This is a genomic window from Streptomyces sp. NPDC059169, assembly GCF_042755225.1.
GTDB lineage: Bacteria > Actinomycetota > Actinomycetes > Streptomycetales > Streptomycetaceae > Streptomyces.
This window is the reverse complement of record NZ_JBHZCF010000013.1, coordinates 78,550-97,213: the sequence shown is the minus strand read 5'-3', so window position 1 is coordinate 97,213 and position 18,664 is coordinate 78,550. Positions and strand designations below refer to the sequence as shown.

Below are 18,664 nucleotides of genomic sequence, written 5' to 3'. Positions count from 1 at the left end.
TGTAGAAAACGCACCCTTTTCTTTTCTTTTGTCTCTCTCGTGTCATCCGAGGGGGGGGGTCCTCGTGTAGGGGGGCGAGGCCCGGGGGGGGGGCTCCAGCGCTGTGTACCTTTCACGGACCCCTAGTGCACCCCCGGGACGCGGCTGCCGAGGGGTGAGAACCCCCTCGGCTGCTCCGCGGCAAGAGGCAGCCCCCGTCGACGGCACCGCGCAGCATCTCGATGCCCAGCTCGGGCTTGGCGGCAAAGGTGACCTCCGCGAGCGTCCCGGCGTACCCGGCGGCGCTCCCGGTCCCCGGCCCAGACGGTCCCAGTCGGCCTTCCCCTCGCTGCAGCTCCCCTCTCTTCCGCGCCCCGGCTGCGTCCTGGTGGGCCCGGCACACGGTGGAGTCGACGTCGAGGTCCCCAGGTGATGAGCTCCTTGGCGTCGGCCTGGGCCTGCAACGCGGCGAAGGTTCGCTGCCAGGTGCCGTCCCGCTGCCGGCGCCGGAACAAGTCGTACACCCGAGCCCAGGGCCCGTACCGCTCCGGGGCATCGCGCCACGGAACGCCGGTGCGGGTACGGAACCGCATGCCGTCGATCAGCTGCCCCCGGTCCATATCGGCGGGTGTCCCGGCTTCTTGCCCCTCAGGCGTACGGAACGCTCTACAACTACTGGATCGGCTACTCCATCTCGGCCCGGTTCAGCACATCGACGCCGCCCGGAATCGTGGCGCCCGGCGGCCGGCGACTGGCCGCCTGTGCCGAGCATGTCGTCCCAGTCGATTCCCATGCTCCCCACCGCAATCATCTGTACGTCCTGTACATTTTTACCGGCGCGTACGCGCGAACACAGATGCGGAAGAGGAGTCATGACCCGTCCTTCAGCCCGTTACGTCCTGCCGGAGTTCACCGAGCGCACCAGCAAGGGCCTGCGCACCGTCGACCCCTACACGAAGCTGCTCGATGAGCGGATCATCTTCCTCGGCACCCCCGTGGACGACACCTCGGCCACCGACGTCATCGCACAGTTCCTGTACCTCGAGTACGCCGCACCCGACCAGGACATCTCCCTGTACATCAACTCTCCGGGCGGCTCCGTGGACGCCATGTCCGCGATCTACGACACGATGCAGATCGTCACCTGCGACGTGGCGACCGCCTGTCTGGGCCAGGCAGCGTCCACGGCCGCCGTCCTGCTCGCAGCGGGCACGCCCGGCAAGCGGTCAGCCCTGCCCGGTGCGAGGGTCGTCATCCAGCAGCCCTCGCTGTCCGAACCGGTGCAGGGGCAGCCGACCGATCTTGAGCTCCAGGCACAGGAGTTGCTGCGGCAGCGGGAGCAGTTGGCCGCGATGTTCGTGCGCCACACGGGACAGAGCGCCGAAGCCACCGCAGCCGCCATCGAACGGGACACCGTCTTCGACGCCGCCGGCGCCAGGGAGTACGGGATCATCGACCACGTCATCAAGAACCGCACGGCGTCCTTGACTTCCCTCGGTACGCGGTGAACCAGCCGTGCTTCCCCCGGAAATCCCACCGCTCCCCGCACTGACGCGCGCCGAAGGGGAGTTCATCGACAGCTATCTCGAAGTCGTCGACCAACTGGGGCGGATCAACCCGGCCCGCTGCACCCACACCTACGGGGCACTCCGTGCTGCGCAGGCCCTCGTCACACGGGCCGCGGATCTGCGGGCCGCGCTGACGCTCATGCACGCACGGGGCGAGAGCGAAATGCACTCCCCCACATTGACGCGCGCACTCAGGTTGTTGGACGGGGAACGGCGAGCTTCTCGGATCATCGTCCCGCCCGGGGACACGAGTTGAATCCCGACGCCCACGAAGGTCAGGACGCGTACGAGTGGGTGTCGCCCAACCGGCTGGTCGCGATCGCGCCCCTGATACCGGGCGAGTTGCGTGGCACGTTGCTCCATCCGACGTACCGGCCCGTTCCGCCGCAGGTACAGCGCTCGTCGTGCGCCGATTCCGGTTGGGCCGAACGGCCCTGTCCACCCGATCGGCCCCATGGAGAGGAGGCTCACAAAACATCGTTTCCACACGGAAATCCGCGGGCCGGTGCGCCAAGATCCGTGGGGACGACAAGCCCCCGCCACCGCGGCGGGGCGGTCCGGGCGGACGCCGAGTCCTGCCGCCGCACCGGACGCCTGGTCGACATGAGGGCTTCGGCAGGAGTGGAGGACCCAGGCAGTACGGCCCTGGCGCACCAGCGCCGGGCCTTGGGGTGAAGCCGCGTGCGCGGCCGGGCGTCTTCGCCAGCCCGAACCCGACAGGTCATCTTTCACAGGCGGCTGACGAAGGGTTGCGCATGGCTGCGCAGACACATGTCCCGTCTCTCCTGTTGTCCCGGACGAGCGCCGTGTCGGCGCTCACGCTCGCGGCCGTCGGCGGTTCGCTGATCGTGCCGGGCGGCGCGACGGAAGCCGAGGCGGCACCGTCGTACGCGGCGAAGGCACTCAGCGTGGCCGCGTCGAAGAAAGGATCCCCCTACCGCTACGGAGCAGCGGGACCGCACAGGTTCGACTGTTCTGGGTTGATCCTCTACTCGTACAAGAAGGCCGGGAAAAGGCTGCCGCGCACCGCGCAGCAGCAGTACAACCGCACGCGGCACGTCTCCGCCTCCCAACGGCAGCGTGGCGACCTGGTCTTCTTCCACTCCGGCGGGAACGTCTACCACGTCGGGATCTACGCGGGCGGCGGGAGGATCTGGCACTCTCCGAAGACCGGCTCGGTGGTGAAGCTGAGCAAGATCTGGTCGAAGAAGGTGCGGTACGGGCGCGTGCGCTGACCCCGCTCCACCGGAGCCCCCGGTGAGCTGATCGGCTCATCACCCCGCATGTTCCGCGGGGCGCGGGCTACTCGTCCTGTATGCCAGACGACGAGAGAGTCAGCGCCCTGCGGGACGAGACCGAGTCGGAGCGGGCCGACCGCAACTTCGCCGAACTGCTGCAGGAGCTTCGGGTCCTCCAGACCGGCGTCCAAATCCTGTTCGCCTTCCTGCTCACCCTCGCGTTCACGGCGCGGTTCCCGTCGCTCGACTCGTTCCAGCGCGGTACGTACGTGACCACCCTCATGCTGGCCGTGCTGGCAGCGGCACTGTTCACCGCGCCCGCGGCTCTGCACCGCGGTCTGTTCCGCCGCGGGGCGAAGAAGGAGATCGTGATGGTCTCCTCCCGGCTGGCCGCCATCGGCATGGCGGTGCTCGCCCTGGCACTCGGCAGCGCCGTGCTGTTGGTCGTCGACGTCGTGCACGGCACGCCGGAAGGGGTCGTCGCGGCCACCGCGACACTACTGGTGTGCGCTGGCCTGTGGGGCCTGCTCCCGCTGTGGGTGGGCCGGCGCATCAGCGCAGCACGGGAGCAGCCACCAGAGTCGCGCCGAGGGCAGTGAGCACCCCGCCGCTGACGCCCTCCACGGTGCGGGCGGCACGCGGCCGACGCAGCCACCGCCCGAGCCGGTCCACGAGCAGGGCCACGGCCGGGAACCAGACGAGCGCCAGGGCGACGACCACCCCGGCCAGCAGCATCGTGCGCGGAAGGACGGCCGCGCCGTGGGGGACGAACTGGGGCAGCAGGCTGAGGAAGAGCACCGGTGCCTTGGGGTTGAGCACATTGGTGAGGAAGCCCTGGCGCAACGCAGTGGTGCTGCCCGTCGCGGCGGCCGTGTCCGCGGGCACCTCCTGCCCGGGGGAGGCTCTGAGGGCACTGCGCAGTGCCCGGACACCGAGGTAGAGCACGTACGCCCCGCCTGCGAACTGCAGCGTGCGGTAGAGCACGGGCACCGCGAGCAGGAGCGCGGCCAGCCCGGCGACGGCCAGCGCGGTGTGCACGACGAGTCCGCCGACGACGCCCAGTGCACAGGCGACCCCCGTCGAGCGGGAGGCGAGTGCATTGCGGACGACGACGGTGAAGTCGGCGCCCGGCATGGCGACCATTCCTGCGGCAACCCCGGTGAAGGCGATGAGCTGTGCGTCCATGGGTCCCAGACTGGACCCTACGAGACCATAGCGTGTATTGGGAATCTTCTGGATCTGGCTAAAGAGATGCTTAAGGGGTGGCATGTACGACCCGACGCGGCTGGCGGCACTGGTGGCCGTGGCCGAGGCCGGTTCGATCACCAGGGCGGCAGCCCGGCTCGGATACACGGCACCGGCACTCTCCCAGCAACTGGCGAAACTGGAGCGGGAGGCGGGAGTCGCGCTGCTGGTACGCCACCACCGCGGGACACGGCTGACCGCCGCCGGCGAGGTCCTCGTGGGGCACGCCCGCCGGGTGCTGGACGAGTTGGATCGGGCCCGCCTCGAACTGGCGCGGTTGTCCGGGCTCTCCGGCGGTCGGCTCAGGGTGGGCACGTTCACGACGGTGGGCGTGCATCTGCTGCCGCCGGTCCTGAGCGCCTTCCGGCGCGCCCATCCGGACGTGGAGCTGGCGGTCGCCGATTACGAGCCGCCGCACGGGGTGGCGGCCGTCGCCGCCGGCGAGGTGGACCTCGCGCTCACGCACGCGTACGAGCCGGCCGACCCGTATCCGCTGCCCTCCGGGGTGTTCCTGGAATCCCTGCTGGTCGAGGAGCTGGTACTGGTCACGGCTCCGGGGCAGGTACTGGCGAGCGGATCCGGACGGCTCCCCGTGTCCGAACTCGCCGGCCGGCCACTGATCAGCGGCGCGCCGGCGCACCCCGCACGCAAGGGGGTGGAGAGTGCTCTCGTCGAGGCGGGGGCGGTACCCGCCGTGGTGTGCGAGTCGCCCGGATACGCACTGGTGTGCGCCCTGGTGAGCGCGGGCATGGGAGTGGCGGTCGTCCCGGAGATGGTCGCGGAGATGGCGGCGACACCCCTCACCGTCCGGCCGCTGGAGCCCGCTGCCTTCCGCCGCACGATCTCGGTCGCCCACCGCGGCGACGCCTCCGGCACGGCGGCACACGCGTTGCGGGCGCTGCTGCGGACCGGTTTCGCCCGCCCATCCGGGTGAGGCCGGCCCATCACCGCCTGCTGCGCACGGGACCGCTGCGCCAGGGCAGGGCGATCCACACGGTCTTGCCTCCCTCCGGAGTGGGGGTGACGGACAGTCGCCCCCCGTACTCGGCGACGAGCCAGCGGATGATGACCATGCCCCGCCCGTTGTCCTGCTGCACCGCGGCGGGCAGCCGCTGTGGCCAGCGCGGGTGGCTGTCGGTCACGCCGATGCGCAGCTGCTCGTCGCGCTCCAGCCGGACGTCGACCGTGAAGGTCGGCGACTGGCCGAACGTGTGCTGCACGGCATTGGTCGCGAGCTCGGAGACGATGAGCCGGATGGTGTCGGCCGCCTCGGCATCCGCGGGCAATCCCCATTCGGTGAGGACGCTCGCGATGTGCATGCGCGCGGCGGAGACCGAGGCGGGATCGCTCGGCAGGGTGACGGATGCTTCCTGGTGGTCTGCCATGGCGAGCTGTCCCTTTCCCACCGGGGCCGGCGCGGCGCATAGCGGATGGTGTGCCGGAACAGCCTCGGGCGTGCTTCGCGCCAGAGTGCCACTGTTGGTGCCACCGTGGGCGGCGATCCACCTGGATGTGCGGATATCTGTCGCTCGAAGCGGTGAACTCTGCGACGTCAGACCGTATTTGGGCCGACATCCGGGCACACCGGGCACACCGGACGGGTATGCGGGCCGGGCCGTCCGACGGTCTCCAACTCCTCTACGAGCAGCCGCCGGTGGGCCCGTCGCCGTCGGCTCCCTCCCGTCAGAGGAGAGGCTCAGGCCGCCGGCGCCGTCGCGAGGATCGTGGCGACCGCCCTGTCGATCTGCCGGCCGGTCAGGTCCGCCCGCGCGGTGAGCCTGATGCGGGAGATGCCGTCCGGTACGGACGGCGGCCTGAAACAGCCGACGGCCAGACCCGCGGCCCGGCAGTCCGCCGCCCAGCGCACCGCGGAGTCCGGCGACGGCGCGGTCACGGAGACCACGGCCGCATCGGGACGCACCGCGCCGAGTCCCGCAGACGTCAGACGCTCGTACAGCGTCCTGGCGACGGTACGGGCGCGGTCGGCGAGATCGGGCTCGCGGCGCAGCAGACGCAGGCCCGCAAGTGCCGCGCCCACCGCGGCCGGGGCGAGCCCGGTGTCGAAGATGAAGGTGCGGGCCGCGTTGACCAGGTGGTCGATGACCGGTGCGGGGCCGAGGACGGCACCTCCCTGGCTGCCCAGGGACTTGGAGAGGGTGAGAGTGGCGACGACTCCGGTGGCACCCGCCAGCCCGGCCGCGTGCAGGGCACCCCGGCCCCCCTCGCCGAGCACGCCGAGACCGTGGGCGTCGTCGGCGATCAGCGCCGCGCCGTGGCCCCCGCACACCCGGGCGAACTCGGCGAGCGGGGCGGCGTCCCCGTCCACCGAGAAGACCGAGTCGGTGACGAACAACGCGCGCCGCCCCGGGTGCGCTTCGAGCGTCTTGCGCACGGCCTCCGGATCGGCGTGCGGAACGACGGCCGTCTCGGCCCGCGAAAGCCGGCAGCCGTCGATGATCGAGGCGTGATTGGCGGCGTCCGACACGATGAGGGAGCCGTGCGAACTGAGCGCCGTGAGCGCCGCGAGGTTCGCCGCGTACCCGGAGGCGAACACGAGTGCGGCTTCGAATCCGCAGAACTCGGCGAGTTCACGCTCCAGTTCCGCGTGCAGCTCGGTGCTGCCGGTGACCAGTCGGGAACCCGTGGCACCCGCCCCCCAGCGCCGGGCCGCCCCCGCCGCGGCCTCGGTGATCTCCGGTCGCCGGGTGAGACCCAGGTAGTCGTTGCTCGCGAGGTCGAGCACGGTCGCGTCGAAGGCGCGGGGCCGCAGCGCGCGGACGAGCCCGGCTTCCTCGCGCAGCCGCGCCGCGTCGGTGGTCCAGTGGAACGGATCCTGGGACATGAGCTCCGGTCCTTTTGTAGGCAGCGCACAGACCCTATCCGGGCGGTGCCGAGGTCAGGGTGTGGCGATACACACACCTCATTCGGCGTCTGTTGTTGAGTTCCTCCTTGGCCGAGGGGTGTTCGGTAGTCCAGGATCTGCATCATGGACCTCCTGAACACGCTGGTGGACAAGGGGCTGCGGCGTGAGCTGCCGACCCGCGAAGAAGCGCTCGCCGTGCTGGCGACCTCCGACGACGACCTGCTCGATGTGGTGGCGGCGGCCGGAAAGGTGCGCCGCACGTGGTTCGGGCGGCGGGTGAAACTGAACTACCTGGTCAACCTCAAGTCAGGCCTGTGCCCGGAGGACTGCTCGTACTGCTCCCAGCGTCTCGGCTCGAAGGCCGAGATCCTCAAGTACACCTGGTTGAAGCCGGACGAGGCGTCGAAGGCTGCCGCCGCCGGCGTCGCCGGCGGGGCGAAGCGGGTGTGCCTCGTCGCCAGCGGCCGGGGCCCGACGGACCGTGACGTCGACCGCGTCTCGCAGACCATCGAGGCCATCAAGGAGCAGAACGACGGCGTCGAGGTGTGCGCCTGCCTCGGGTTGCTGTCCGACGGCCAGGCGGAGCGGTTGCGGGCCGCGGGCGCCGACGCGTACAACCACAACCTCAACACGTCCGAGGGGACGTACGGGGACATCACGACCACCCACACCTACGCCGATCGGGTGGACACCGTGCAGAAGGCGCACGCCGCCGGCCTGTCGGCCTGCTCCGGCCTGATCGCGGGCATGGGCGAGACCGACGAGGACCTGGTCGACGTGGTGTTCGCACTGCGCGAGCTGGATCCCGACTCGGTGCCGGTGAACTTCCTGATCCCTTTCGAGGGCACGCCCCTCGCCAAGGAGTGGCACCTCACGCCGCAGCGGGCACTGCGGATCCTCGCCATGGTGCGCTTCGTCTGCCCCGACGTGGAGGTCCGCCTCGCCGGAGGCCGCGAGGTCCATCTGCGCACCCTCCAGCCGCTGGCGCTGCACCTCGCCAACTCGATCTTCCTCGGCGACTACCTGACCAGCGAGGGCCAGGCCGGCAAGGCCGATCTGGAGATGATCACGGACGCGGGCTTCGAGGTCGAGGGCACGGACACCACGACGCTTCCCGAACACCGGGCGGACGTCGCGGCGAGCGGCTGCGGTTCGCCTGCCGGCGGCTGCGCACCCTGCGGTGACTCCGCCGGTGCGCCCGGGGCCGAGGCGTCCGCCGCGGCGCAGGCCGCCCGCACCGACCTGGTGTCCGTGCGCCGCCGCGGCGCCGGAACCGACCTCGCGCCCAATGCGTGAGACCGCCGCACGCGAGCTGGTCGCGCTGGACCGGGCCCACGTCTGGCATCCGTACGGCCCCATGCCGGGCCGCGCGGACCCGCTGGTCGTGGAGTCCGCGTCCGGGGTGCGGCTCAGGCTCGCCGAACCGGCGTACGGGCAGGACGAGTTGGTCGACGGGATGTCCTCTTGGTGGTCCGCCATCCACGGGTACAACCACCCGGTGCTCAACGAAGCGGCGCAGGACCAGCTCGGCCGCATGAGCCACGTGATGTTCGGCGGACTCACCCACGAACCGGCCGTCCGGCTCGCGACGCGCTTGGTGGAGATCACCCCCGAACCGCTCCGGCACGTCTTCCTGTGCGACTCGGGCTCGGTGTCCGTCGAGGTCGCCGTGAAGATGTGCCTGCAGTACTGGCGCTCGGTGGGACGACCTGAGAAACGGCGGCTGCTGACCTGGCGCGGCGGCTACCACGGGGACACCTGGCAGCCGATGTCGGTGTGCGACCCGGACGGCGGAATGCACGAGCTGTGGTCCGGGGTCCTGTCCCGGCAGGTCTTCGCCGATGCGCCGCCGGTCGACCACGAGGACGGGTACGCCGAGCACCTGCGGGAGCTGATCGCACGTCATGCCGGTGAGACGGCCGCGGTGATCGTGGAGCCCGTGGTGCAGGGAGCCGGCGGGATGCGGTTCCACGCCCCGGCCTATCTGCGGGTGCTGCGCGAAGCCTGCGACGAGCACGGCGTCCTGCTGGTCTTCGACGAGATCGCCACGGGGTTCGGGCGCACCGGCGAGCTCTTCGCCGCGGGGCACGCCGGCGTCTCGCCGGACGTGATGTGCCTCGGCAAGGCGCTGACCGGCGGCTACCTGACGATGGCGGCCACCCTGTGCACGTCCCGGGTGGCGGACGGCATCTCCCGGGGCGAGGTGCCCGTCCTGGCCCACGGCCCGACGTTCATGGGGAACCCGTTGGCGGCCGCCGTCGCCTGCGCGTCGATCGACCTGCTGCTCGGACAGGACTGGCGCGGTGAGATCAAGCGCCTGGAGACGGGGCTGCGCGACGGGCTCGCCCCGGCCGCCGACATCCCCGGTGTCCGGGACGTCCGGGTCCTCGGCGCGATCGGCGTCGTACAGCTGGACCATCCGGTGGACATGGCCGCAGCGACCCGTGCAGCCGTCTCCGAAGGCGTGTGGCTGCGTCCCTTCCGGGACCTGATCTACACGATGCCGCCGTTCGTGACCGGCGACGCGGACCTCGGCCGGATCACCCGGGCGGTCTGCGCCGCCGCGGCGACTTGAGGGCGGGCGTCCCGCCGGACGCCGATGGTGGATCCACAGACCAGGGAGCAGGGAGCAGGGAGCAGCATGGGCGTCCTCGTCGTCAGCGGGACCGGAACCGAGATCGGCAAGACCGTGGTCACCGCTGCGGTCGCCGCAGTGGCGGCCGCAGGAGGACGCTCCGTGGCGGTGCTCAAGCCGGCACAGACCGGTCTCGCCCCGGGTGAGACCGGGGACGCCCAGGAGGCCGCCCGACTCGCGGGTCCGGGGGTCAGGGAGGTCGAACTGGCACGGTTCCCCGAACCGTTGGCGCCGAACACGGCTGCACGACGGGCCGGCCTCTCGACGGTGGGTCCCGGGGCGGTCGCCGAGGCCGCGCAGAAACTCGCCACCGAACACGATCTCGTCCTGGTCGAGGGTGCCGGGGGCTTGCTCGTGCGGTTCGACGACGAGGGCGGTACGCTCGCCGACGCCGCGCGGCTGCTGCAGGCACCGGTCCTGGTGGTGACCACCGCGGGGCTGGGCACCCTGAACGCCACCTGTCTCACCACCGAGGCACTGCGCGCGCGTTCCCTCGAGCCGTTGGGGGTCGTGGTGGGCAGTTGGCCCGCCGTGCCGGACCTCGCGGCGCGCTGCAACCTGACGGACCTCCCGCGGTACGCCGACGCGGAGTTGCTCGGCGCCGTCCCCGAAGGCGCGGGCTCCCTCGCGCCGGAGGCGTTCCGTACGGCGGCTCCCGGTTGGCTCGCCCCCTCGCTCGGTGGCGTCTGGGACGCGGCCGCGTTCGCCGCGCAGGCGGGGTGACGTCGTGCGGGCACGTGTTGAGGAGATCGTCTTCGATTGCGCTGAGCCGGCGCCCCTGGCCCGCTTCTGGTCGTCGCTGCTGGGCGCCGGGGCAGCGGTGCGGGACGCCGACTGGGCGTACGTCGACCCGCCGGACTTCGTGCGCGTCGCCTTCCAGCGCGTGCCGGAGGGGAAGTCCGCCAAGAACCGGTTGCACCTGGACCTCGCCGCGGGCGACGTCGAGGCCGCGGCCGATGCGGCGGTCCGGCTCGGGGCGACCAGGGTGGGCGGGGTGGTGGCCGACGCGCAGGGCCGGTTCCAGGTCATGCGCGACCCCGAGGGCAACGAGTTCTGCTTCGTATAGCGGCCGGGTGCGCGTCGGGCGGTCACACGAAGGTGTGGCGGGTTGCCGACCGCCAGGTGGCGGCCGGATCGACTGAGCCGGGCCCCGCGTGGGGACAATCACCGTATCCGTCCATCCGTACCACTCCGTCGGACGCCGGAGGAGGCCCCCATGTCGCTGCGCCGCCCCAAGGTCCCCCGGGACTCCGTGCACCACCCACTCTTCGCCCGCTTCTACGCACGGTTCAGCGTGTCCGCCGACCTCAGAGCCGGCATCGCGGCGTACCGCGAGGAAATGCTCGCCGGTCTCTCCGGCAGGGTCATCGAGATCGGTGCGGGCAACGGGTTGAACTTCGCGCACTACCCCGCAGCGGTGTCCGAGGTGGTCGCCATCGAACCGGAACGCACGCTGCGGACGTTGGCGCTGACGTCCGCGCGGCATGCGGACGTGCCCGTCGACGTGGTTCCCGGTGCGGCGGAGGCGCTTCCCGTGAAGAGCGAGGCCTTCGACGGGGCGGTCGTCTCCCTGGTGCTGTGCAGCGTGCGTGACGTGTCGCGTGCGCTCGTCGAGGTCCGCAGGGTCCTGCGTCCCGGAGGGGAGCTGCGCTTCTTCGAGCACGGCCGGGCTCCGGGCGGCGCCATGGCCACGGTCCAGCGGGGGCTCGACCGCACGGTGTGGCCCCTGCTGTTCGGTGGTTGCCACACGTCGCGCGAGCCGCTCGCCGCGATCGAGGCGGCCGGGTTCGAGCTGGGCGCGTACCGCAGGCTGCTGGTTCCGGAGAAGGGACCACAACTCCCCACGTCCCACTGCGTGCTGGGGGTGGCACGCCGGCCGCACGCGGACGGACCGCCCGAGCGGCACCCGAGCTAGGCGGGCCGTGGGATCGGGGTCGGTGCGCTTGCGGCCCAAACGGTTGCCGCGGTCGGGCGCGAAGGGCGTCACCCGGTCCATCGTCGTAGTTCGGCGGCGATGTCCTGGACGTTCACACCCCCCTCCTTGACCAGGCGGGCGAGGTCGCGGACCCGCTCCGGGGAGGTGACCACCTTCAGCCCGCAGGCCACGAGGTAGCCGTAGGCCACGGCCGAGGCGAACATCGCGTTGGAATGTTCCAACGCCGGTACATGCAGGAGCAGTTGCAGCAGGGAGGCGGCTCGGGTCTGCGCATCGCCGTAGACGGGGGTGCCGAATATCTCCGCTTCGTGTCGGCTGACGGCGGCGACGAGTGCGCCCCAGTCGGTGACCTGCGGGTCACCGGGCATCTTGTGCTCGGCGACGATCAGCAACCAGGCGAGGTCGATCGACGGGCTCAACGCCCGCTGCGCTCCTGCGTGGCTTTCGCTGCCGCAGCCGCGCCGTCCGTGCCGAATTCGTCCGCGAACACCGGCCCGTAACAGTGCACGAAGTCGGCGGCGGCCTCGACGAAGGCGCGGCCCACCTCGCCGGCGTCCTGCCTGACGAGCTCCTCGATGTAGCGGTTCACGCTGACTCCCCGCTGGAGCGCCCGCTGCCGCGCGGCCTCGGCGGTTCTCTCGTCCACTCGAACGTTCAGCTGAGTCTTCGCCACACCGTCAAGCTAGCGCCGTCACGCCAGCGCCGACAAGGGCGGAGCCCGCATCCTCAGGTTGATGGGAGCACCGTGGTGCCGACGGCCCAGCAGGCGGTCTTGTCCCCACCTGCCCCACCTGCCACAACGCCCGCTCCGGGACGGGCTTCGGGCCCGTCCCTCACCGCCCGGGCTCGCGGCCTCACCCAGGCGTACGGCACCGGTGGGACGGCGGTCCGCGCGCTGGACTCCATCGACGCGGACGTCGCACGGGGCGGTGCACGGCCGTCAGCGGCCCGTCCGGCTCGGGCAGGTCCACGCTGATGCACTGCCCCGCCGGTCTCGACACGATCTCCGGCGGGGGGACACGGAGACCACCGGACTTGAGGGGACCGCGCCCCCGCCCGGCTGCGCCGGGACCGCATCGGCGTCCTGCTCCGGGCGTTCAACCTGCGCCGACGCTGACCGCGGCGGATCGCACCACACTCCCCGTGTGCATCGCCGGGCGCGGACCCGGCCGGGAGTGGCTGGACCCTCGGCGGTGGGTAGCAGCCGGAACGGACCGCCCCGGCAGGTGCCCCCGCCGTCCGCGTGACGGCTTGTGCCGCCCGGTCCGTCGGTGCGGTGGTGCAGGGGCACTCGATCGGGACGAGCGGGTTCACCGCACCCGGGCGCCGCAGGACCCGTCCCGCAGCCGTGGTGGAGCCCGCGGGAGAGGCTCCTGGTGGACCGACGGCCGGTGTCGGGCCGGGTGGTCGGCCACCTGGAACGACGGAGGCTTTGCCCATCCTTTACCATGGTGCTCCATCCACCAGCGAACGAAAGGTGTGAGCGTCCGCCCATGGGCGAGCCTCCTAATAGCAGACACCGCGCGGTCCTCCTCCCACTGCCCGATCATGGGACGGAGGTGAACCGATGACCGAAGTACTCCTCCTCTTCGTGGCGGTGCTGCTCTGCCTCGCGTGTGGAGGTTTCGTCGCGGCGGAGTTCTCGCTCACGACGGTCGAGCGGGCCGACCTCGAACGTGCGGCGGACCGCGGTGAGCGCGGCGCGTCCAGTGCACTGAAAGCCGTCAGGGGGCTCACGTTCCAGCTCTCCGGCGCCCAGCTCGGCATCACCGTCACCAACCTCGTGGTCGGCATGCTCGCCGAGCCGTCGATCGCCAAGCTGATCAGCGGGCCGATCGAGTCCCTCGGGGCCTCACCGTCAGTGGCGTCGTCCACAGCACTGGTGATCGGTACCGGCCTCTCCACGGTCGTCCTCATGGTCGTCGGCGAACTCGTGCCCAAGAACTGGGCGATCTCGTCGCCGCTCGCCGTCGCGAAGGTGGTCGCCGCCCCGCAGCGGGTCTTCTCCGCCGCGTTCCGGCCGCTGATCGGCCATCTCAACAACACGGCCAACCGCATCCTCCGCCGGCTCGGCCTCGAGCCGACGGAGGAGCTGGCGTCGGCGCGCAGCCCCCAGGAGCTCGTCGCCCTGGCCCGGCACTCGGCACGGGAGGGTGCGCTGGAAGCCGACACCGCCGAACTCTTCGTCCGGACCCTCAGTCTGGCGGAGCTGACCGCGGAGAACGTGATGACGCCGCGCGTGCAGGTCACGGCCCTGGACGCGCAGGCCACCGCCGAGGACGTCACCAACGCCACGCGGGCCACCGGGCTGTCGCGCTTCCCCGTTTACCGGGGAAGTCTCGACGGCATCATCGGGATCGCGCACATCAAGGACGTCCTGGCCGTCCCGCCCGATCAGCGTCCGCTCCTGCCGGTGGCGGGGCTGCTGCGCGAGCCGCTGCTGGTGCCCGAGACGCTGACCGTGGACCGGCTGCTCGACCAGCTGTCGGGCAAGCGCACGATGGCCGTCGTCATCGACGAGTACGGCGGAACGGCCGGGGTCGTGACGCTGGAGGACATCGTGGAGGAAGTCGTCGGGGAGGTCCGCGACGAGCACGATCCGCACGAGACGCCGGATCTCGCGCGGGCCGGTGAGGACGCGGACGGGCGCACCCTGTGGTCGGCGGACGGAGCCGCGCGCGCCGACCAGCTGCATGCCATCGGGCTGCGGGTGCCGGAAGGTCCCTACGAGACGCTCGCGGGGCTCGTCGCCGCGTCGCTGGGCCGCATACCGGCCGTCGGCGACACCCTGGAGCTGGCCGGCTGGCGGCTCGACGTCGTGGACGCGTCGGGACGGCGTGCTGCGCGGGTCCTGTTGCACGCACCGCCGGTGTCGCAGGACGACACCGAAGCCGAGGGGAGGTGTGGACGATGACCGCGGTGCAGCTCTTCATCGCGTTCCTCACGCTGGTCGTGAACGCCTTCTTCGTGGGCGCCGAGTTCGCCCTGATTTCGGTGCGGCGCAGCCAGATCGAACCGGAGGCGGAGGCCGGGAACCGTCGCGCCCGCAGCGTCATCTGGGGTCTGGAGCACGTCTCGGCGCTGCTGGCCGCCGCGCAGCTCGGCATCACGCTGTGCACCCTGGTGCTCGGCGTGGTCGCGGAGCCCGCCATCGCGCACCTCTTGGAGCCGGTCTTCGACGCCGTCGGGATGCCGCACCAGCTGGTCCATCCGATCTCGTTCGTCATCGCGCTCGCCGTGGCCACGTACCTGCACATGCTGCTGGGCGAGATGGTGCCGAAGAACATCGCCCTGGCCGAGCCGACCCGGACGGCCCTGGCACTCGGCCCGCCGCTGGTGGCACTGGCCCGCGCGCTGCGCCCGGTGATCTTCACGATCAACGCCTTCGCGAACGGGCTGCTCAAGCTGCTGCGCGTGGAGACCAAGGACGAGGTCGCCGCCACCTTCTCGGACGACGAACTGGCCCGGATGGTCAGGGACTCGGGGGATGCGGGGCTGCTCGACGACCGGGCGGCCGAGCGGCTGCGCGACGCCCTGGAGCTGGGCCGCAGGCCGGTCGCCGATGTGGTGATGCCGGTGGAGCGGGTGGTGTACGCCCAGGCCGGCGTCCAGCCCGGCGAGTTGGAACGGCTGTCGGCCGAGTCGGGGTTCTCCCGATTCCCCGTCGTCGACGGCTCCCGCCGGATCCTGGGCTACCTCCATGTGAAGGACGCCCTGGACGAGCTGCCGCGTGACGAGCCCTTCCCGGCGTCCGCGCTGCGGCCGATCGCCCGGGTACGTGCCGCGACGCCGCTGGACGACGTGCTCACCGCCATGCGGCGCAGTCGGACGCACCTCGCGGCGGTGCTGGACGAGAACGGCAGGCTCACCGGTCTGGTCACCATGGAGGACGTGCTGCGCAAGCTGGTGGGGCCGGCGGGTCAGGCGAACTGAGAAGCCGCCCCGATCATGGGCCGGGGGGCGAGGGGGCGCGGTCCGTGGTTTCGGTGATGCCGGGCCCGGGCCGGCCCGCGCCCGAGGCGGCGACCGCCGTGAGGACGGCGAGGAGCGTGGCGAGGCCCGCCGTCGCGAGGGCGGCGGGCCAGTCGACGTCGAAGAGGTCCGTCGCCCCGGCCGCGAGGACGGCGGCGAGCGACTGCGCGAACGTGCGCACGGCGCGCTCGGCGGTGGCGGTCCAGAAGACGGCGCTCCCGATGCTCGTCATGTACGTGACATACCCTTGCCCACAGCGTCCCGACACCACGACGCACGACCCTGGGAAACCCGGGTCGGCCGCTACATACCGCGCGGTATGATGCGTCCGCCATGGAGATGAACCCCACGTACAGCAGTCTCGTCGCCGTCGGTGACTCCTTCACCGAGGGCATGTCCGACCTACAACCGGACGGCTCGTACCGGGGGTGGGCAGATCAGCTCGCCTCCCGGCTCGCCGGTCGCAACCCCGGTTTCCGGTACGCGAACCTCGCCGTGCGCGGGAAGCTGATCGGCCAGATCGTCGACGAGCAGGTGGCCGTCGCCGCGTCGATGGACGCGGACGTGGTGACCCTGGTGGGCGGTCTCAACGACGCACTGCGGCCCTCCTGCGACATGGGACGGGTACGGGGGCTGCTCGACGAGGCCGTGGAGCGCCTCTCCCCCTCCTGCCGTCGACTGCTCCTGATGCGGAGCCCCGGGCGCCGCGGCCCGGTCATGGAGCGGTTCAGGCCGCGCATGGAGGAACTGTTCGACCACATCGACACCCTGGCCGCCCGGCACGGTGCCCTCGTGGTGGACCTGTACGGGGCCGAAGTGCTCGGCGACCAACGCCTGTGGGACGTCGACCGGCTCCACCTGACGGCCGAAGGGCATCGCAGGGTGACGGAAGCCGTGTGGCAGGCCCTGGGTCTGCCCCCGGCCGAGGACTGGAGGGCACCGCTGCCCACGGCACCGCGACCACGGTGGGCAGCCCGACGCGCCGCCGACCTCCAGTTCACCCGGCAGCACCTCCTGCCGTGGGTCGGACGGCGACTCACGGGCCGCTCGTCCGGCGACGGGCGGCCGGCGAAGCGACCGGAGCTGCTGCCCTACGGGAGCCCCTGCGGGACCCCGACCGACGGCGGGTCGTCGTAGTGAGCCACAAACCGAGGCGGGGCGCTGGACTGCGCGAACCGCTCCGTACTGTTCTACGTCGCCACGGAAACCACCTGTTCGGACCGTGTTTCCTGAGGTCGACAAGCGGCGATTTCTCACAATCGCTCACGACCGGTCGGTACGTTCGCTGTGGAAGCCGTCCCACGCGGACGCCGCGGCACGCATGTCCTCAACATCAACATGGACGTACTTCCGCTTGGTGAACGCCGCGTTCGTGTGACCGGCCCACGCGGCCAGGACGTGATCCGGCACCCCGCTGTTCGCGAGGTAGGACAGACAGCTGTGCCGGACGTCGTACAGCCGGACCTGCCGCATCTCCAACTCGCGCATCAGCCGGTACGCATGCTCGCGCAGATACCGGGTGTTCCTCGGCATCCCCAGCTGGTCGACGACGACATAGGGCGAGTCGGTGTACCCCTCCCCCGCCGCCAAGCTGGTCCTGGCGATCGAGGACCGGATCCCGTTCCACCGCTGACTGCTCTCCCCATGGAAGACGAGCATGTCCCAGCTCGGGGGCCGGTCGTCAACGGGCCGATACGCCGGCCGCGGGATCGGTGCTCCCCTCGGTGGGGTCGCTCTGCCGACGGGGGGCCACATCCCACGTTCCGAGGTCGACGACCTGCTCGTCGGGGAACAGGGCGCACGTGCGCCGTTCCGTCGTGAAGACGCTGAGCGGTCTGGCGCCGAGAACGGACGCCGCCACGGACGCGCTCACGATGCGGGTGACGTCGCACACGGCACCGATGCGAAAGAGCGACTGCGAATCAGCGGTGATCTCGTCGCCGCCGGCCCGCAGGACGATGCGCTGCTGCGGAGCGACCGCCCGGGTCGCGACCGCCACCGCGATGTTCTCCAAGCCGTCGGATCCCACCGCCGCCAGGGCCCGAGCCCGCTGGACGCACAGGCGGTTCAACAGGAACCGGTCTCCGCCGCGACCGAGGACGACGGGGATGCCGAGGGAACGCGCCAGGGGCACACAGCCGGCCCCGGGGTTGCGTTCCACGGCGACGACCTTGATACCGAGATCGCGCAGTCGGGCGGACAGCCGCAGCCCTACCTGTCCCAGGCCGACGACGATGACGTGGCCGTGTCGTGGGATGGAACGGGCTCCCAGGATGCTGGTCATACGCCGCCCGGTGAGCTGGTCGACGAGGCCGGCGGTGAACAGGGCGGTGAGGGCAAGCACGGTCAGTACCGAGAGGGCGGAGAGGAGCTTGTACCAGGCCGGGCCGTGTTCCGCGGCGGGTGAGGATCCGATCGTGGTGAGGCCACGTGCCGCGTTCCACAGGGCGTCGTACCAGTGCTCGTGGAGGACGAGGACACCGAGCAACAGGTCCAGGATGAGCACCCCGAGGAGCCCGGCGGAGCTGGCGACGAGGGCCTTCGCGGAGGTGCCGAGGGATCGGAACCAGGTCAGGACGCCGACGCGCGGCCGGGGCCGGGAGACTGCGGCGAGGGCCCGCCGGGACAGACGATCGACGGTTGCGGGGGCTTCCTGCCGTAGTACGCCGACCATGCCGGTGCCGGTGGGCTGGAGCATGGCATACCGCGGGTTGAGGCAGCTGGCCAGGAGGCTGGGCACGATCGTGTCGGTGATGCTGAGCACACTGCAGTTCGGGACGGTGCGGGAGACCTCGTCGGCGACGGTGCGGTCGAAGAGGGTGACCACCAGGCGGATGCCGGGCTTCAGATGTTCGGTGAGCAGGGCGTAGCGCAGTGCGACGATGTCGTCGCGGGACACCACGGCGATGCCGTCCAAGGGTTGCTGGAGTCGGCGTAGCAGGGTGCCGTCGTCCGGGCGGTTCAGACGGTGAACGGTGCTGCCCCAGCGGCTGATGCACTCCGCGGCTTCCCGGCCCAGAGCTTCGTCGTCCTCGACGATCACTATGTGCTGACCCGTCGCGGGGAAGTGGAGAGGCGCCTCGTCGTAGGCGGTCCGTGTGCTCAACCTTTCGGCCTTTCAGGAGATTCGGGACGGTGGAGCCTGCTGTTTCCCGCGCTCTCGGCGACCCATCGGGGCTGTGGGGGCCAGGGGCGGGAGACCCGGCGGATCAACGGGCGTCGCGCTTC

The 18,664-nt window shown here is 71.3% G+C and carries 22 protein-coding genes and 1 riboswitch; of the genes, 13 read left to right on the top strand and 9 right to left on the bottom strand.

Features of this window, described 5'->3' with window-relative positions; genetic code table 11:
• Positions 1-122: 122 nt before the first annotated feature.
• Entirely contained in the window at positions 123-572 is a 450-nt protein-coding gene (locus ACFXOM_RS23650; RefSeq protein ID WP_385039244.1) for a transposase, read from the bottom strand.
• Between the two features lie 279 nt (positions 573-851).
• On the opposite strand from ACFXOM_RS23650, the gene ACFXOM_RS23645 reads away from it, so the two are divergent.
• From ACFXOM_RS23645 to ACFXOM_RS23630, 4 genes are all read left to right on the top strand, one after another.
• The gene (locus tag ACFXOM_RS23645) at positions 852-1,487 is read left to right on the top strand and encodes an ATP-dependent Clp protease proteolytic subunit (protein ID WP_385039130.1); all 636 of its coding nucleotides are present in this window, start codon (positions 852-854) and stop codon (positions 1,485-1,487) included.
• 7 nt (positions 1,488-1,494) lie between these two features.
• Complete coding sequence (locus tag ACFXOM_RS23640) at positions 1,495-1,803, top strand: hypothetical protein (protein WP_384934658.1); 309 nt, start codon at positions 1,495-1,497, stop codon at positions 1,801-1,803.
• A 325-nt stretch (positions 1,804-2,128) separates the two neighbouring features.
• Positions 2,129-2,299, top strand: a riboswitch (cyclic di-AMP (ydaO/yuaA leader).
• A gap of 3 nt (positions 2,300-2,302) precedes the next feature.
• Positions 2,303-2,782 carry a C40 family peptidase gene (locus ACFXOM_RS23635; protein WP_384934655.1) on the top strand — a complete coding sequence of 160 codons (480 nt, stop codon included), beginning with the start codon at positions 2,303-2,305 and terminating at the stop codon, positions 2,780-2,782.
• A gap of 80 nt (positions 2,783-2,862) precedes the next feature.
• Positions 2,863-3,384, top strand: a complete 522-nt coding sequence (locus tag ACFXOM_RS23630) for a DUF6328 family protein (protein ID WP_384934653.1) — start codon at positions 2,863-2,865, stop codon at positions 3,382-3,384.
• Here the strand turns inward: ACFXOM_RS23630 and ACFXOM_RS23625 are convergent.
• Entirely contained in the window at positions 3,338-3,970 is a 633-nt protein-coding gene (locus ACFXOM_RS23625) for a LysE family translocator (RefSeq protein ID WP_385039127.1), read from the bottom strand. The two genes, ACFXOM_RS23630 and ACFXOM_RS23625, sit on opposite strands and share 47 nt — an antisense overlap.
• 82 nt (positions 3,971-4,052) lie before the next feature.
• Here ACFXOM_RS23625 and ACFXOM_RS23620 point away from each other — a divergent pair, with 82 nt between their 5' ends.
• Positions 4,053-4,964 (top strand): LysR family transcriptional regulator, encoded by a 912-nt coding sequence (locus tag ACFXOM_RS23620; RefSeq protein WP_385039124.1) that lies wholly within the window; start codon positions 4,053-4,055, stop codon positions 4,962-4,964.
• A gap of 10 nt (positions 4,965-4,974) precedes the next feature.
• Here ACFXOM_RS23620 and ACFXOM_RS23615 read toward each other — a convergent pair whose 3' ends face one another.
• Both ACFXOM_RS23615 and ACFXOM_RS23610 read right to left on the bottom strand, forming a co-directional pair.
• A complete protein-coding gene (locus ACFXOM_RS23615) occupies positions 4,975-5,415 on the bottom strand; it encodes an ATP-binding protein (RefSeq protein ID WP_384945144.1) in 441 nt (146 codons plus the stop codon).
• 311 nt (positions 5,416-5,726) lie between these two features.
• Entirely contained in the window at positions 5,727-6,872 is a 1,146-nt protein-coding gene (locus ACFXOM_RS23610) for an 8-amino-7-oxononanoate synthase (RefSeq protein ID WP_384934642.1), read from the bottom strand.
• A gap of 144 nt (positions 6,873-7,016) precedes the next feature.
• On the opposite strand from ACFXOM_RS23610, the gene bioB reads away from it, so the two are divergent.
• The 5 genes from bioB (at position 7,017) to ACFXOM_RS23585 (ending at position 11,443) form a co-directional block, all read left to right on the top strand.
• A complete protein-coding gene (gene bioB / locus ACFXOM_RS23605) occupies positions 7,017-8,189 on the top strand; it encodes a biotin synthase BioB (protein ID WP_384934639.1) in 1,173 nt (390 codons plus the stop codon).
• Entirely contained in the window at positions 8,182-9,468 is a 1,287-nt protein-coding gene (locus ACFXOM_RS23600) for an adenosylmethionine--8-amino-7-oxononanoate transaminase (RefSeq protein WP_384934637.1), read from the top strand. Before bioB ends, ACFXOM_RS23600 begins: the two co-directional genes overlap by 8 nt.
• A gap of 66 nt (positions 9,469-9,534) precedes the next feature.
• Positions 9,535-10,251 carry a dethiobiotin synthase gene (gene bioD, locus ACFXOM_RS23595; protein WP_384934635.1) on the top strand — a complete coding sequence of 239 codons (717 nt, stop codon included), beginning with the start codon at positions 9,535-9,537 and terminating at the stop codon, positions 10,249-10,251.
• A gap of 4 nt (positions 10,252-10,255) precedes the next feature.
• Positions 10,256-10,594, top strand: coding sequence for a VOC family protein (locus tag ACFXOM_RS23590; protein WP_385039122.1), 339 nt, complete (start codon positions 10,256-10,258; stop codon positions 10,592-10,594).
• A 150-nt stretch (positions 10,595-10,744) separates the two neighbouring features.
• Positions 10,745-11,443, top strand: coding sequence for a class I SAM-dependent methyltransferase (locus ACFXOM_RS23585; protein ID WP_384934629.1), 699 nt, complete (start codon positions 10,745-10,747; stop codon positions 11,441-11,443).
• A gap of 68 nt (positions 11,444-11,511) precedes the next feature.
• On the opposite strand, the gene ACFXOM_RS23580 is transcribed toward ACFXOM_RS23585, so the two are convergent.
• Both ACFXOM_RS23580 and ACFXOM_RS23575 read right to left on the bottom strand, forming a co-directional pair.
• Positions 11,512-11,832 (bottom strand): fic family toxin-antitoxin system, toxin component, encoded by a 321-nt coding sequence (locus ACFXOM_RS23580; protein ID WP_384934978.1) that lies wholly within the window; start codon positions 11,830-11,832, stop codon positions 11,512-11,514.
• Positions 11,833-11,879: 47 nt separating this feature from the next.
• A complete protein-coding gene (locus tag ACFXOM_RS23575; protein ID WP_385039120.1) occupies positions 11,880-12,137 on the bottom strand; it encodes a toxin-antitoxin system HicB family antitoxin in 258 nt (85 codons plus the stop codon).
• A gap of 894 nt (positions 12,138-13,031) precedes the next feature.
• On the opposite strand from ACFXOM_RS23575, the gene ACFXOM_RS23570 reads away from it, so the two are divergent.
• Both ACFXOM_RS23570 and ACFXOM_RS23565 read left to right on the top strand, forming a co-directional pair.
• Entirely contained in the window at positions 13,032-14,378 is a 1,347-nt protein-coding gene (locus ACFXOM_RS23570) for a hemolysin family protein (RefSeq protein ID WP_384934624.1), read from the top strand.
• Positions 14,375-15,397, top strand: a complete 1,023-nt coding sequence (locus ACFXOM_RS23565) for a hemolysin family protein (protein ID WP_384934621.1) — start codon at positions 14,375-14,377, stop codon at positions 15,395-15,397. Before ACFXOM_RS23570 ends, ACFXOM_RS23565 begins: the two co-directional genes overlap by 4 nt.
• Positions 15,398-15,410: 13 nt before the next feature.
• On the opposite strand, the gene ACFXOM_RS23560 is transcribed toward ACFXOM_RS23565, so the two are convergent.
• Positions 15,411-15,668 carry a holin gene (locus tag ACFXOM_RS23560; protein WP_384934618.1) on the bottom strand — a complete coding sequence of 86 codons (258 nt, stop codon included), beginning with the start codon at positions 15,666-15,668 and terminating at the stop codon, positions 15,411-15,413.
• 101 nt (positions 15,669-15,769) lie between these two features.
• On the opposite strand from ACFXOM_RS23560, the gene ACFXOM_RS23555 reads away from it, so the two are divergent.
• Positions 15,770-16,573 (top strand): SGNH/GDSL hydrolase family protein, encoded by an 804-nt coding sequence (locus tag ACFXOM_RS23555; RefSeq protein WP_384934616.1) that lies wholly within the window; start codon positions 15,770-15,772, stop codon positions 16,571-16,573.
• Between the two features lie 126 nt (positions 16,574-16,699).
• On the opposite strand, the gene ACFXOM_RS23550 is transcribed toward ACFXOM_RS23555, so the two are convergent.
• Both ACFXOM_RS23550 and ACFXOM_RS23545 read right to left on the bottom strand, forming a co-directional pair.
• On the bottom strand, positions 16,700-17,095 hold the full coding sequence (locus ACFXOM_RS23550) for a tyrosine-type recombinase/integrase (RefSeq protein WP_384934613.1): 396 nt from the start codon (positions 17,093-17,095) through the stop codon (positions 16,700-16,702).
• A 22-nt stretch (positions 17,096-17,117) separates the two neighbouring features.
• Complete coding sequence (locus ACFXOM_RS23545; RefSeq protein WP_384934610.1) at positions 17,118-18,542, bottom strand: NAD-binding protein; 1,425 nt, start codon at positions 18,540-18,542, stop codon at positions 17,118-17,120.
• Positions 18,543-18,664 lie beyond the last annotated feature (122 nt).